The 14,887-nt window shown below is 64.4% G+C and carries 11 protein-coding genes; 4 read left to right on the forward strand and 7 right to left on the reverse strand.

Going from position 1 to position 14,887, the window contains the following annotated elements; all coding sequences use genetic code 11:
• Positions 1 to 151: 151 nt before the first annotated feature.
• Positions 152 to 1,936, reverse strand: a complete 1,785-nt coding sequence (locus tag ACREB4_RS17935) for a hypothetical protein (protein WP_431589608.1) — start codon at positions 1,934 to 1,936, stop codon at positions 152 to 154.
• Between ACREB4_RS17935 and ACREB4_RS17940 the strand changes: the two genes are divergently transcribed.
• Genes ACREB4_RS17940 through ACREB4_RS17950 form a run of 3 tightly spaced genes read left to right on the forward strand, consistent with a single transcriptional unit; the run spans position 1,935 to position 4,817 of the window.
• Entirely contained in the window at positions 1,935 to 2,105 is a 171-nt protein-coding gene (locus tag ACREB4_RS17940) for a hypothetical protein (RefSeq protein WP_431589609.1), read from the forward strand. The two genes, ACREB4_RS17935 and ACREB4_RS17940, sit on opposite strands and share 2 nt — an antisense overlap.
• 49 nt (positions 2,106 to 2,154) lie before the next feature.
• Positions 2,155 to 3,480, forward strand: coding sequence for an acyltransferase (locus ACREB4_RS17945; RefSeq protein WP_431589610.1), 1,326 nt, complete (start codon positions 2,155 to 2,157; stop codon positions 3,478 to 3,480).
• Positions 3,481 to 3,491: 11 nt separating this feature from the next.
• Positions 3,492 to 4,817: an acyltransferase gene (locus tag ACREB4_RS17950; protein WP_431589611.1), complete on the forward strand. Its 1,326-nt coding sequence runs from the start codon at positions 3,492 to 3,494 to the stop codon at positions 4,815 to 4,817.
• Here ACREB4_RS17950 and ACREB4_RS17955 read toward each other — a convergent pair whose 3' ends face one another.
• The 6 genes from ACREB4_RS17955 to ACREB4_RS17980 are packed head-to-tail and all read right to left on the reverse strand — an operon-like array spanning position 4,818 to position 11,186.
• Entirely contained in the window at positions 4,818 to 6,296 is a 1,479-nt protein-coding gene (locus tag ACREB4_RS17955; protein WP_431589612.1) for an alpha/beta hydrolase domain-containing protein, read from the reverse strand.
• 41 nt (positions 6,297 to 6,337) lie between these two features.
• A complete protein-coding gene (locus tag ACREB4_RS17960) occupies positions 6,338 to 7,507 on the reverse strand; it encodes an ABC transporter permease (RefSeq protein WP_431589613.1) in 1,170 nt (389 codons plus the stop codon).
• Positions 7,508 to 7,522: 15 nt separating this feature from the next.
• Complete coding sequence (locus ACREB4_RS17965) at positions 7,523 to 8,683, reverse strand: ABC transporter permease (protein ID WP_431589614.1); 1,161 nt, start codon at positions 8,681 to 8,683, stop codon at positions 7,523 to 7,525.
• 21 nt (positions 8,684 to 8,704) lie between these two features.
• Positions 8,705 to 9,421 carry an ABC transporter ATP-binding protein gene (locus ACREB4_RS17970; RefSeq protein ID WP_431589615.1) on the reverse strand — a complete coding sequence of 239 codons (717 nt, stop codon included), beginning with the start codon at positions 9,419 to 9,421 and terminating at the stop codon, positions 8,705 to 8,707.
• Positions 9,422 to 9,439: 18 nt separating this feature from the next.
• Positions 9,440 to 10,675 (reverse strand): efflux RND transporter periplasmic adaptor subunit, encoded by a 1,236-nt coding sequence (locus ACREB4_RS17975; RefSeq protein WP_431589616.1) that lies wholly within the window; start codon positions 10,673 to 10,675, stop codon positions 9,440 to 9,442.
• Positions 10,668 to 11,186: a hypothetical protein gene (locus tag ACREB4_RS17980; protein ID WP_431589617.1), complete on the reverse strand. Its 519-nt coding sequence runs from the start codon at positions 11,184 to 11,186 to the stop codon at positions 10,668 to 10,670. The genes ACREB4_RS17975 and ACREB4_RS17980 overlap by 8 nt, the downstream gene beginning before the upstream one ends.
• A 235-nt stretch (positions 11,187 to 11,421) precedes the next feature.
• On the opposite strand from ACREB4_RS17980, the gene ACREB4_RS17985 reads away from it, so the two are divergent.
• Positions 11,422 to 14,880, forward strand: coding sequence for a DUF2126 domain-containing protein (locus tag ACREB4_RS17985; RefSeq protein ID WP_431589618.1), 3,459 nt, complete (start codon positions 11,422 to 11,424; stop codon positions 14,878 to 14,880).
• Positions 14,881 to 14,887: the final 7 nt, after the last annotated feature.

Below are 14,887 nucleotides of genomic sequence, written 5' to 3' on the forward strand. Positions count from 1 at the left end.
TGTGGCTCCTAGCCCATAAAGCCCGAAGCCCTGAAAGAGACTTCAATCCGGCCTAACCCGTTGCCCTGTATAGCCTTCTGATGCGGCCTGCATTCATTAAAAACGCTTGACACAGGCCATTTTTTATTTCACTCGGTGCCCTTGCCCTGTTTCACCGCTTCTGATCTGCTGCCTTGAGCATCGCCTTGCCCAGGTCATAGAAGGCGATGTCGACCGACGACCCGATGGCCGGCACTTGCAGTCGGTAAAGGCCTTCTTCCTTCCAGGCCAGGAATTGCCATTGGGCGTCTTGCAAGGAGCTGGGGAAACGGAACAGCACGGTCTTGGGGGCGTGGTCCTGGGTGATGTCTTCGACCAGCACCGAGATGTCGCCCATGCGCACCGTGTCGCCAACCTTGAAAGGCTGGCGCTGCGTGTCGCGGGTGATGGTGCCCTTGAAGCCCGTCGGCACGGTCAGGCGCAGGGACACCTCGTCCACCCGGGTCAAGGTCATGGCCTGGTTGTTGGGCCCCAGGGCCCGCATGGTGGTCGGGTTGTGCAGGCCGTAGTACTGGCGGATCAGCGGGATGTAGTAGATGCTTTCCGCGGCGGGCAGGTTCATCAGCAGGAAGTGCTGTGTCTGGCCGGGCGTGGCATCGGGGATGGCCAAGGCCGCTTGCGCTTCGCCGGCCTCGCCGATGGTTTTCATGAAGGCCGAGGTGCCGAGTTTGGCCACCGGGAAAATGACCAGGTGGATGAAGCCCACCAGCAGCAGCAGGTTCTTGGCCGAGCCCCGCCCCCAGCCGGTCAGGGCCTGGCGTTGGCGCCACACCATCAGCAGCAGCACGGACAGCACGCCGCTGGCACCGATGTCGGAGTTCACGGTGAGGCGGTCGAAGGGATAGCCTGCACAAGCCGGTGCCAAGGCCAGGATGGAGCCGAGGGCGTAGAAGCGGACCAGGGCCGAGCGGAAGCCGCCCAGGGCATGGATGGCCCAGGCCAGGCCCAGCAAGGCCACCGTGGCCACGCCCGAATAAAGGCATTGCGTGCCGCGGTCGAGCTGTTCGAACATGGCGGACGACACGCCGAACCATTGCGCGATCATCAGGGCGGGCAGGCGCAGCGCCAGGCTGATGGCGAAGCCGCTGCCGTTGGAGGTCGGGTCGACATAGCCTGGCGAGCCAAAGCTGCCATAGCCGAGGTGGCTGTGTTCGGCCTTCCACGCCAGCACGATCACCGCGAACGGCAGCAAGGCCTTGAGCCGCGCCATGAGTGGCTTGCCGGGCTCCATGAACAGGGCGTAGGCGAAGAGGTAGCCAGCGGTCTGGATGGAGGCTTCCGCGCTGAAAAGACCCAGCACCAGGCAAAGCGCCGCGATCACCCCATGGACCAGGGCGCCACCGCGGCGCCAATGGTGGTAGGCCAGCAGGGTGAGCGTCACGAACAGGCCGGACAGCATCTGGTTGCGGCTGGCCAGCCAAGCCACCGCGAAGACGTGCAGCATGTTGCCCGCGAACAGCCACGTGGCCAGGCCAGCCTGCTGGCGGTCGGGGTCCAGGTCGCGGAACAGCTTGCCGATCAGCAGGATCATCAGGCCGTACAGCAGCAGGTTGTGCACGTGCATGGCCACCGGAGAATCCGGCCAGAGGCGGTAGTCGAGCGCCTGGCTCAGTTCGGCCAGGGGACGCCAGAAGGCGATGCGCAGATGGTCGTGGGCCCACCACACCAGCTTGCCCGAGTCGATCATGGCCTGGTTGCTCGCGGCGTGGCCATCGGCAAAGGTGAACAGGCCAAAAAAGGAGCCGGGTTGCGCGTTGACCGAATGCCCGGTCAGCAAGGACCAGTGCAGGTAGTCGTCACCCAGCAGGCCCATGTTCATGGCTGGGGCGATCAGGAGCATCCCGATCAGGGCGGAAACCGGTATGCACCACCGGCTGGAGAGAAATCTGCCCCACATGAAGCGAATCCTTGGCAAAATATTTGATTTTACCGATGAGGCATCGATTAACCATTCGAGTTTTCCTTCGGGAAAGTCCTCCTCGGGGGCGGCGGATGATTCTGGAAAAATCCGGATTCGCGCATGTTATACAAATGCCATGAAATTGACCGTGCTGCTTGCCGCATGACCTGCGCCATGTTTGATTTGTTGTCGACTGATTGATTTTCGGAAGTGTCATGGGCAAGCCGCGTCGTACCCTGGTTTCGAGCAAGCGCATTCATTCAGGCGGGACCGCGCCCCGCCAATACCTGACCGGCATCGATATCCTCCACGGCCACGTGTGCGTGCCGCTGGTATTCGTCTTCAAAAAGGGTTTCGACCTCGAACTGGCCGAGCAAGGTCTGGCCGAGGCCTTGAAGCACTACCCCCAGGTGTCGGGCCGTTACCAGAAGGATGGCGAAGGCCAGGTCTTCAGCGATGGTCAGGACCATGGCATCGACTTCCGCGTGCACCGCTGTGAGGGCCCCTTGCCTTATGGTGAGCACCAGCCTCTGCTCAAGGACCTCAAGCACTTCTACAAGGGCTTCATGCCTTGGCAGGTGGTGGGCAAGGACATGCCCCTGCTGCAGGTCGATGTCAGCCAGTTCGAAGACGGCGGCATCGTGATCGCGGTCTGCATCGTGCATTCCACTTTTGACGGGTCCAGCTTTTTCGGCTTCCTGATGAACTGGTCGCGCGCCTGCCGTGGGCTGCCGCTGGAACTGCCTTCATTTGACCGCAGCGTGATGATCAAGGCGGGGCAGACCGGACTCGACACGACGGGCTTCGACCTCGTCCGCCAGCCTTCGATCCTGGACGGCGTGGTCACCATGTCGCGCCTGGGCTGGCGCGCGGCCACCAACATGCACAAGGAGATCTTCCGCATCCCCGCGCCGGCCATTCAGGCGTGGAAGGACCAGGCGGAGACCGAGTTGCCCGATGCCAAGGGCGTGAACACTGGCAAGCTGGTCACGGCCTATGTGCTCCGGGCCTTGTCGCCACTGATGCCGCCGGGTGCGCCGCGCCGCGTGGGCATGGCGCTGGACATGCGCTATGTGCGCGGCCTGACTTTGCCGCGCCATTATTTCGGCAATGGCCTGTGCTATGCCCAAGCCCACTACACCGAGCAAGACCTGGCGCAGCAAAGCCTGTCCGTGCTGGCCGACCGGTGCAAGCCGCCCGCCGACGAGGTCAGCGCCGAAACCGTCTCAAAACTGTTGACCGTGGCAGAGCAGCACCGGCAGAAGAAGTCGATCTGGCGCCTGATCTTCAAGCCGGCGGTCGACACGCTGGCTGGTGGCATCGTTCAGAACAACCTGTCGCTGCTGCCCATTTACGATTTCGACCTGGGTCGCGGCACGCCCGACTGGTATGAAACCTTCGCCATGACCATCCGCATGATGGCCCTGGTGTCCACGCCGCAAAAAGACGGTGGCATCGACCTGCACATGGCCGCCAGCAAAGCCGAGTTGCGTGCGCTGCGTGAACGCCTGCAAGCCGATGGCATCTCCGGCAAGGCTTGAGGGGCGGCGCCATGGCGAAACTGCGCGCTGAACAGGTGGTGGACAAGCGCTTGAAGGCGGGCGTCACCGCGCCGCGCCAGTATCTCTCGGGCCTGGACATCTTCCATGCGCACGCGGGCATTCCGGTCGTGCTGGTCTACAAGAAGGGCTTCGACCTGGCCTTGGCCGAGCGCGCCCTGGTCGAGACCTTGAAGCACTACCCGATCATGGCCGGGCGCTACAAGAAGGATGAGCAAGGCCAGGTCTACGTGGACAGCAACGACGCAGGCATCGACTTCCGCGTGAGCCGCTGCCCGGGCGCCATGCCCTACGGCCCCGAGAACCCGGCTGGCAAGGACGACATCAAGCAGTTCTTCAAGCTGGTGCTGCCCTGGAACGTGGTCGACAAAGACACGGCGCTGCTGCAGGTCAACATCTTCCAATACGAAGACGGCGGCATCCTGATGTGCTGTTATGCGCCGCATTCGCTGCTCGATGGGTCAAGCTACTGGGGCTTCATGCAGAACTGGTCGAACGCCTGCCGTGGCTTGGAGATCAAGCCGCCGTCTTTCGACCGACAGGTGATGATCGATGCCGGCAAGACCGAGGTCGATGCCGCCAGTTACGACCTGATGGTGGCGCCGGGGTGGCTTGATTACATCCGCACCATGGCGGGCCTGGGTTGGCGCGCGGTGACGGGGCTCAAGAGCGAGGTCATGCGCGTGCCGGCCCAGGCCATCCTGCAATGGAAGGTGCAGGCCAAGGCCGAGATGCCCGAGTCGGCCGGCGTGAGCACGGTGGAGCTGGTCACGGCCTATGTGATGAAAGCGTTCTCGCCGAGCATGCCGCGCGGCGTGGACCGCAGCGTGGGCCTGGTGCTGGACCTGCGCTACAAGCGGCGCTTGAAGCTGCCGCGCGACTTCTTCGGCAATGCCTTGTGCTATGCCGAGGCGCGTTACAGCGAAGCGGACCTGGCCCGGCAAAGCGTGCCGGTGCTGGCCGAGCGTTGCCGTCCGGACAACGATCAGGTGAGCACCTCCAGCTTGTTCAAGATGCTGGCCCTCACCGAAACCTACCGGCAGAAGAAGGCGGTGTGGAAGCTGATCTTCAAGCCCACCATCGAGACCTTGCGCGCCGGCCTGATCCTGAACAACGTGATCCAGCTGCCCATCTACGACATCGACCTGGGCCGCGGCACCCCGGACTGGTACGACATCTGCCCCATGACCATCCGCATGCTGATGGTGGTGAACACCCCGCAGAAGGATGGTGGCGTGGACCTGCACGTGACGGCACGCCCGTCGGAGCTGAAGGCGCTGCGCGCGCAACTGGCGGCAGACGGCATTTCGCAGCGCTGATCAGCGGGGCAGCTTCACGGCCTCGGCGGCTTTCAGCAATGCCGCATGGTCGACCGGCAACAGGAACCCGGCGTTCAGGAGCTTGTCGGCCCGCTGCTTGTAGGCTTGCACATAGGCCTGGTCGGTGGGGTAGAGGGCGCGAAGTTTGGCAGGGTCCAATGGCTTGCTGCCGCCGCCGGCAATGCAGGCAAAGCCCACCCAGAAGCCCAGCGAATTGGTCGGGCCATTGTTGAACATGCCGTGGCTGGCCGTCGGCACGTCCATGTCCGGCAGGCGCAGGCCGCCCATGGCGTTGCCCAGCGCATCGTCTTTCACGAAGCCCGTGCTTGTGCGTTCCAGCCTTGGGGCCTTGGGCGGCGGGGTGCCGGTGGTGATCCAGGTGCGCAGGGCATTCAGGGCGGCGTGGTCGAACACCTGGGTGGGCAGGGTGCTGGACGGGTTGAAGCACTTGGGCGTCGTCAGCTGCGCGTCGTCCTGGCTGGCGAGCAGTGATTCTTCACGCATGTGCTGGTCAAAGTGCGTGCCGCCGGCGATCTCCCAGTAGCGCAGTTTGTCGGTGTCGGCCGTCTTGGACAGCGGCCAGCTCACGGCCACTTCCATCTCGGTCTGCACCTGCATCAGCGGCACCTTCGAATCGGCGCGGACCTTGGGCATCACCTTGTTGATGTGCCAGCCATTGACCTGGATGGCGGCCGGTGTCGCGCCGCGCATGTAGAAGCCGTCGTAGGCATGGCTGCGCGGCTGGAAAGCGTTGATGAAGGTGAACAGGAACGAGGCCGACTTGGAGTAACCCATGCCCACCAGGCGCACCTTGGTGCCGGGCTGGCCCCATTGGCTGGCGGCTTGGCGGATGGCCACGGCGGCGTGGTCGTAGATGTCGAATGAAAAGTCGCTGTCGCTGACCACGGCGTTGGCGTAGCGCAAGGGGTTCGCTTTCTTCAGTGCCTTCACGCTGGCGGATTCGGCGCTGATGCCGACCCAGGCATAGCCTTCACGCACGATCTCGTCTCGGGCCATGATCCAGCCGCCATCGACATCGAAGCCCAGCGAGGTGTTCAGCCACTCGACCAGCACGATGCCATTGAACTTGGCTGGGTCTTGGGGGCGGCGTACCAAGACCCGGGTGTCGTAGGCTTCCTTGGCGCCGCGCGGCTTGAGCTTCCAGTGTCCGTCGTCGCCCCAGTCGCCATCGGCGGAGTAAGCCTGGGATTGTCCGCGCAGGCGCTGCTCTTCTTCCACATAACCCAGGGGGGGCAGCTGCGCCTGGCGGCTGGTGACCGGGCGGCCAGGCGTGGACGGCAGCAGTGCGTGGACTTCGGTGGCGACCGCTTTGGCAACGGTGGCTTCATCATCAAGGGTGGCTTGTTGTGCCAGGGCCGTGCAGGCGCCGGTTGCCAGCGCCGCGCACAGCACGGCACCGCGCAGCAGGGCGCTCAGCGTGTTGTGCCGTGTCAGCCGTGATCGGGGCATGGAATGCATGGGGGCGAGTCCTCCACCACGTTTCGCTGTGCGGTGCTGGCTCAAGCCTGGCGCAAGCACTCGATGATGCTCAGCTGGCCAGCACGCCAGGCGGGCACGAAGCCGCCCAAAAAGCCCATCAACAGCGAGAAGGCCATGGTCTGGATGGCGACGTCCCAGGTGAACTTGAAGCGGAAGGCCATCTCGGCGAAGGTCTGGTAGTTCAGGGTCGAGATGTTGACGGTTTGCATGAGCGAGGCGCCCAGCAGGCCCACGATGCCGCCCACCAGGGCCAGGCCCAAGGATTCGCCCAGGAAGGCCAGCAGCACGGCCTCGCGGCGGAAGCCCAGCGCACGCAAAGTGCCGATCTCGCCAATGCGCGAGGCCACGGCCGCGAACATGGTGATCATGGCGCCGACGATGGCCCCGATCGAGAAGATCACCGACAGCGACAGGCCCAGCAGCTTGATGAACTTGGTCATGCCTTCGGACTGGTCGGCGTAGAAGCGTGCTTCAAGCTTGGCGTCGAGCTGCAGTTGAGGGTCGTCCGCGATGGCCTGGCGGATGCCGTTGAAGGCCTCGATGCTGGCCAGCTTGAAGACGATGCTGGCGTAGACCGCGCGGCGGAAAGCTTGCATGACCTGGTTGACGTCGCCCCAGATCTCGGAGTCGAAACCGCTGCGCTCGGCATCGAAGACGCCGACCACGGTCCATTCGCGGCCCGCCATGGTCACGGCGTGCCCCAGGCTCATGTTGGCAAAGCCTCGGGCGACGGCTTTCCCGACGACGATCTCGGAGGTGCCGGGGCGGAACATCCGGCCTTCGACCAGCTTGACCTGAGGGCGGATGGCCAAGCCGATGGACGAGGTGCCGCGCAGGGTCACGTTGGCCATTTCTTCGGAATCGCGCTTGGGCAGGTTGTTCAGCACGGCCACTTCGCGCGACACCAGGCGCTGGCCCTGGCCATCGGTGGCGATGCCGGGCAGGGCATCCAGGTTGCTGGCTTGCGTGCGCGTGATCGCAGAGTTGATCTCGGCGCCCGCACCCTTGCGCAGGATCAGCACGTTGTCGGGCTGGCCGGTGGCGACCATGGTTTCGTTGATGCCTTCGCTCATCATGAGCACGGTGGCGAACACGAAGACCACCAAGGCCATGCCGCCGGCCGTCAGGATGGTGGTGACCCGGCGCACCCAGAGGTTGCGCATCACATAGGAAAGGGGAATGGCTCTCATGTCGTCAGTCCCGGTTCAAGCCACGTGGCGCAGGCCTTGGACGATGTCGATGTTGGACATCTTCCAGGCGGGCCAGGCGGCCGAGATCAGGCCCACGATCACGGCCGCGATGCCCTGGTAGACCATGGTGGTCTGGGACACCTCGAACACCTTGAACAGGTTGTTGGTCTGGTGCAGGAAGCCGATGGCCAGCGGGAAGGTCATGGCGATGCCGATGGCGCCGCCGATCACCGCGATCATCAGGCTTTCACCGAAGAGCAGTTTCACCACGAAGGCGGGCGAGAAGCCCAGCGCTTTCAAGGTGGCGTATTCGGCCAGGCGTTCGCGCGCGGTCATGGTCATGGTGTTGGCCATCACGGCCATGATGATCAGGATCACGACGAAGCTGACGGCGCGCACGGCCATCAGGATGGCTTCGCTCATCGAGACGATGCCCAGCTGGAAGGCTTTCTCGGTTTCGGTGCGGGTCTCGGCCACCGAGTTGCGGAACATCGCGTCGATCTCCTGCGAGATCATCGAAGCGCGGCCTGGGTCCTTGATGTTGACCATGTAGATGCCGACCTGGCTGGCCGCCGCATTGCCCAGGCGCTTGCGCACGCTTTCGGCCAGCAGGCTCCAGTGCATCATCATGAGGCTTTCATCGGTGCGCGCATCGGTGGCGTGGTAGATGCCGCGGATGGTGAAGTTCCAGTTGCCGGGGTAGACGGTGCCGCTCAGCGGGATGGTGTCGCCGATCTTCCAGCCGAAGCGCTGGGCCAGCTTGCGGCCCACGATGGCACCCTGTCGGTCGGCCATGAAGGCGGCCTTCTCGGCGTCGTCCAGGATGTACTCGGGGTACATCTCGAAATAGCTTTTGCCATCGACCGCGAAGCGCGCGAAGAAGTTGCGCCGATCAATGTAGATGCCGCCAAACCAGTTCACCCAGGTCACGCCCGTCACGCCTTCGACCTTCTTGATGCGGTCGGCGTAGTACAGGGGCAGGGGGTAGCCCACCGAGATGGCGCTGCGGGTGATCAGGCGCGTGTTGGAGGTGCCATCGACGCCCGCGTACCAGGCGTCCACCACGGTGCGCAGCAGACCGAAGGCGCTGATGGCCACGATCAGGCCGACCATGGTCAGCAGCGTGCGCAGCTTGTGCCTGAAGGCGTTCTTCAGCAGCAACTTGAAGAGGAACATGTACTACCGGCCTCTGCTTGATCAGTGTCCGCTGGCATCCACCTCGGACACCAGCACACCCTTTTCCAGGTGGATCATGCGGCTGGCTCGGGCGGCGGCCTTGGGGTCGTGGGTCACCATGACGATGGTCTTGCCCAGGTCGCGGTGCAGTTCGTCCATCAGCTTGAGGACTTCCTCACCGGTGGCGCGGTCCAGGTCGCCGGTGGGTTCGTCGGCCACGATCAGTGTGGGGTCGGTCACCAGGGCGCGGGCAATCGCCACGCGCTGCTGCTGTCCGCCCGACAACTCGTTGGGGTAGTGGTCCATGCGATCGGCCAGGCGCACCATGGCCAGGCAGGCCTCGACGTGTTCCTTGCGCTGCTTGCGGCTGAGGTTGGTCAGCAGCAAGGGCAATTCCACGTTCTCATACGCGGTCAGCACCGGCATCAGGTTGTAGAACTGGAAGATGAAGCCCACGTTGGCGGCGCGCCAGTCGGCCAGCGCGCTTTCGTCCAGCGTCGCGATGTCCACGCCGTTGATCTTGATGGTGCCCGAGCTGGGCTGGTCGATGCCGGCGATCAGGTTGAGCAGGGTGCTCTTGCCCGAACCGGACGGGCCCATCAGCGAAACGAACTCGGCGCGCTCGACTTCCAGGTTGATGTCCATCAGGACGGGGATCGGCTGTCCGCCACGCGTGTAGGTCTTGGTCAGGTGATCGATCCGGATGACCGGATCGCGCTTGGCTAGGGGTTCATTCATGATGGACACGGCTTGGCCTCAAGGCGTTCCGGCGCTGACGCGCGAGCCGTTCTTCAGGCGGGCAGGTGGCGCGGTCACCAGCTTGTCGCCGGATTTGACTTCGCCCGCGATCTCGCGCAGGTCACCCAGCTTGCGGCCTGGGCGCACAGCCAGTTCCTCGACGGTGGCAGCGCTGCCGGCCTCGCCTGCCTTGACGCGGTAGACCACGTTGGCGCCATCCTTGCTGATCACGGCGGCGTTGGCCACGGCCAGCACGGGCTTCTGGTCGGCGTCGGTGATGTCTTGCGACAGGAAGCTGACCTTGGCGCTCATCTCGGGCAGGACGCGGTTGTCCAGCTGGTCGAAACGGATCTTGGTCATGACCGTGGCCTTGGCGCGGTCGACCGTGGGCACGATGCCGGACACGTGGCCACGGAAGCGGGCCGAGGGCAGGGCGTCCAGGGTGATCTCGACGGGCTGGCCCACCTTGGTCTTGGACAGGTTGCCTTCGGACACGTCGGCTTCGACTTCCAAGGTGCTCATGTCGGCCATGGTCACCACGGCGCCTTGGGCGCCAGCGGCACTGGACATGGGGGTGATGATGTCGCCCACGTTGGCGTTCTTGACCAACACCACGCCGTCGAAGGGCGCGCGGATCTCGGTGTAGTCCAGGCCCACGGACTGGACCTTGACTTGGGCCTTGGCTTGTTCCAGGGCTGCCTGGGCCGCGGACACGGCGGCAAAAGCGGCCTTGTTGCGGGCCACGGTGGTTTCAACGGCTTGCGGTGACAGGAAACCTTGCGCTTCCAGCCCACGGGCCCGCGCGGTTTCGGCGCGGGCGTTGATCAGTTGCACGCGGGACTGGTCGAGGTTGGCCTCGGCCTGGTGCACGGCGGCCTCGGCGCCCAGGATGGCGGCCTTGATGTCGCTGCCATCCAGGCGGGCGAGCAGGTCGCCCTTCTTGACGTGGGAGCCTTCACGCACATTGAGCTCGATCAGGCGTCCAGAAGCCTTGGAGGCCACGGCGGAGCGGCGCTGGGCCACGACATAGCCCGAGGCCGTCAGCTGGACGTACTGCTGCGAAGGGGTGCTCAACACCACGGTGGTGGTGGTGACCTCGGCCGTGCGCGGGACCAGGAAGTAGGCGGCGGCGCCCAGCACCGCGGCACCCACCAGCACCCAGGGCAGGACGCTTTTTTTCTTTTTTACCGAAGCTTGAACACCTCTGTCAATCTTGAGTTGGGACAAAGCCGAAGGGGCGGATACATCAGTCATGGCGTTGCAGCGGGTAAAGAAGGCGATTTTGCACTGTCCCGTGATCCGTAACGCTAAGCGTTGTGCCGACCCTTGAATCAATGGTTCGGGCGGGTTTCTCGGGTGGACAGGTGCTCGGATTTGTGCTTGTTCTATTGTCCCTGGGATATCTGACGGGCCATTCGGGCGGCTGGCCGAAGCCTGGTGGCTCGTCCGCTGGCAGGTGGCGTGGCAATTTCAATTTCAGCCGAGTCTCGACCTGGCTGATCGAGCCTTCTTCCGTGCCCCGGGCCAGGAAGCCATCCTTGACGAGGGACATGACGCGCAGTTTGTTGTAGAAAAAAGCAAGCACCACATTGCTGACGCTGAAAGTGGCGAGCCCACCGACGATCACCAGCAAGCACAGTTTCCACTCGCGCTGGACCAAGGGCAGCAAGGCACCAAACTGCAGCAGCTGCCAATTGAAACCAATGGGCGCCTCGCGTGTGATCCCCGTCCGTGGGTGTTCGAAGGTGATGAAGTTTTTCGCCATCCGTTTGCTCAAAAGCTGCGTGGAGTCTATGCCAGCGCTGTTTGGCAAACGCTAGGGGATTGTGTGGGCGACCCTCCAAGTGAATGGGGTGCAGACAGTGCGGTTTGCACGGTACGGCCGGTCTTGTGAGTCCATCATGAGGGCTGCCATACCATGCACCATCGTGGCCCATAACTTGCTGGTGTCACACAGCCGCTTGCACACTGGTGCAAGCCAGTCCTTTCCGGAGATCAGAGTGTCCATTCACGTCGCGCTTAACCACGTCACGCATTACACGTACGACCGTCTGGTCAATTTGTCTCCCCAAGTGGTGCGCCTGCGCCCCGCGCCGCACTGCAGAACCAGGATCCTTTCCTATTCGCTCAAGGTAGAACCGGTCACCCACTTCGTCAATTGGATGCAGGACCCGTTCTCCAACCACCTGGCCCGCCTGGTGTTTCCGGAGAAGACCCGTGAATTCAAGATCACGGTGGACCTGGTCGCCGAGATGGCGGTCTACAACCCCTTCGACTTCTTCCTGGAGCCCGAGGCCGAGACCTACCCCTTCGACTACGAAGCCGGCCTCAAGCATGACTTGGCGCCTTACCTGGTCAAAGACCCGCTCACGCCGCTGTTCCAGAAATTCGTGGACAGCATCGACCGCCGGGAAGTGCGCACCATCGACTTCCTGGTGGGGCTGAACCAGCGCCTGCAAAGCGACATCAGCTACACCATCCGCATGGAGCCGGGCGTGCAGACGCCCGAGCAGACCTTGACGCTCAAGTCCGGCTCTTGCCGCGACACGGGGTGGCTGCTGGTGCAGGCCTTGCGCCACCTGGGCCTGGCGGCGCGTTTCGTGTCGGGCTACCTGATCCAGCTCAAGGCCGACGTGGCCGCGCTGGACGGCCCGTCGGGCACCGACGTCGACTTCACCGACCTGCACGCCTGGTGCGAGGTCTTCCTGCCGGGCGCGGGCTGGATCGGCCTCGACCCCACATCGGGCCTGATGGCCGGCGAAGGCCACATCCCCGTGGCCTGCACACCCGAGCCCACCACGGCGGCGCCGGTCAGTGGCGCGGTCGATGAATGCGAGGTCACCTTCAGCCACGAGATGGGCGTCACGCGCATTTACGAATCGCCGCGCGTCACCAAGCCTTACAGCGCCGAGCAATGGCAGGCCATCGACGCGCTGGGATCTCAAGTCGACGAGCAACTCCACGCCAGCGACGTGCGCCTGACCATGGGGGGGGAGCCGACCTTTGTCTCGGTGGACGACCGCGAGGGCGAGGAGTGGAACACCACCGCCATGGGCCCGACCAAGCGCGGCTTGGCCACCACCCTGGTGCACAAGCTGCGCGAGCGCTATGGCCAGGGCGGTTTCCTTCATTTCGGCCAGGGCAAGTGGTACCCCGGCGAGCAATTGCCGCGCTGGGCCTTGTCCATCTTCTGGCGCACCGATGGCGAGCCCTGCTGGCACGATCCCAGCCTTTTTGCCGACGAAAAGAACAGCGTCCGCTACAACGCCGACGATGCCAAGCTGTTCATCGACACCCTGGCCACCAAACTGGGCGTGGGCACCAAGCACATCCAGCCTGGCTACGAAGACGCCTGGTACTACATGTGGCGTGAACGTCGCCTGCCCATCAACGTCGACCCTTTCGACACGCGCCTCGAAGACGAGATGGAGCGCCTGCGCCTGCGCCGGGTGTTCGACTACGGCCTGGACAAGACGGTGGGTTACGTGCTGCCGATCAAGCGCGAGTCCGAGTTGATGCTGGACGCGCCACGCTGGATCAGCGGCCCCTGGTTCTTCCGCGATGACCGCATGTACCTGGTGCCGGGCGATTCGCCCATGGGCTACCGCCTGCCGCTGGATTCGCTGCCCTGGGTGTCGGCCGAGCAGTACCCGTACACGCACGTGCACGACCCTTTCGCGCCGCAGGCCGCGCTGGCGCCGGCCGCGCAACTCAAAGCTCAATACGGTCGCCATCAGATGCAGGTGGACGCGGGGCTGGCCGGCCGGGGCGACCTCGCCTCGGGGAAAGGCTTGGGCGAATCGGTGCCCGGCATGGCCGTCACGGGTGATGCGGGCCGCGCGCCCAACCGCTTCGAGTCCGCCCACTGGATCACGCGCACGGCCTTGTGCGTCGAGGTGCGCAACCCCGACCGCAGCAATGGCCCCAAGGTCGAAGAGAACGGTGATGGCGGTGGCGTCATGTACGTCTTCATGCCACCTTTGACGGTGCTCGACGATTACCTGGACCTGCTGGCCGCCGTCGAGGCCACGGCCACCGACCTGGGCATGCAGATCGTGCTGGAAGGCTACCCGCCGCCACGCGATGCCCGTCTGAAGATGCTGCAGGTCACGCCCGATCCCGGCGTCATCGAAGTCAACATCCACCCGGCTTCGAGCTGGGCGCAACTGGTCGACCACACCGAGTTCCTGTACCAGGCCGCGCATGAAACGCGCCTGTCGACCGAGAAGTTCATGGTCGATGGACGCCACACCGGCACCGGCGGCGGCAACCACTTCGTGCTGGGTGGCGCCACGCCGTCCGACAGCCCCTTCCTGCGCCGTCCGGACCTGATCCCCAGCCTGCTGACCTTCTGGATCAACCACCCTTCGCTGTCGTACATGTTTTCGGGCATGTTCATCGGACCGACCAGCCAGGCGCCGCGCATCGACGAGGCGCGCACGGACCAGGTCTACGAGGTCGAGATCGGCATGCGCGAGATCGAGCGCCAGATGGAGCTGTGGGGGCACTGCCCGCCATGGTTGATCGACCGCACTTTGCGCAACCTGCTGATCGATGCCACCGGCAACACGCACCGCAGCGAATTCTGCGTCGACAAGCTGTATTCACCCGATGGCCCCACCGGCCGCCTCGGCCTGCTGGAGTTGCGCGCCTTCGAGATGCCGCCGCATCCCCACATGAGCCTGGTGCAGCAACTGCTGCTGCGGGCGCTGCTGGCCTGGTTCTGGCGCGAACCTTACAAGGGCCACGGCGCCCAACGCCTGACCCGTTGGGGCACGGGCCTGCACGACCGCTTCCTGCTGCCCAGCTTCGTCGAACAAGATTTCGACGACGTCTTGACCGAGCTGAAGCTGGCCGGCTTCGAGTTCGACCCAGCCTGGTTCGCACCGCATTTCGAGTTCCGCTTTCCCTACGTGGGCGAGGTGGCCGCCGGTGGCGCGCGCCTGACCGTGCGCACGGCGCTGGAGCCCTGGCACGTGATGGGCGAGGAAGGCTCGCCCGGCGGCACCGTGCGCTATGTGGATTCGTCGCTCGAACGGCTGGAGGTGCGGGTCACTGGCCTGAACGGCAACCGCCACGTGGTCACCGTCAATGGCCACGTGCTGCCGCTGCACCCCACGGGGCGCATCGGTGAATACGTGGCTGGCGTTCGCTACCGCGCCTGGCAGCCACCCTCATGCCTGCATCCCACCATCGGCTCCGATGCCCCGCTGACCATCGACCTGGTCGACAGCTGGCAAAAGCGTTCGCTGGGCGGGTGCCAGTACCACGTGGCGCACCCGGGTGGCCGCAACTACGACACCTTCCCGGTCAACGCCTACGAGGCCGAAAGCCGCCGCCTGTCGCGTTTCTTCCGCATGGGACACACGCCGGGGGTGATGGCGGTGAAGCCGCTCAAGCCGGGCATCGAGCATCCGCTGACGCTGGATTTGCGCACGGCCAAGATCGGTGGGGTTTGAGGGCAGG

This window comes from Aquabacterium sp. (genome assembly GCF_050725395.1).
Taxonomy (GTDB): Bacteria; Pseudomonadota; Gammaproteobacteria; order Burkholderiales; family Burkholderiaceae_C; genus Aquabacterium.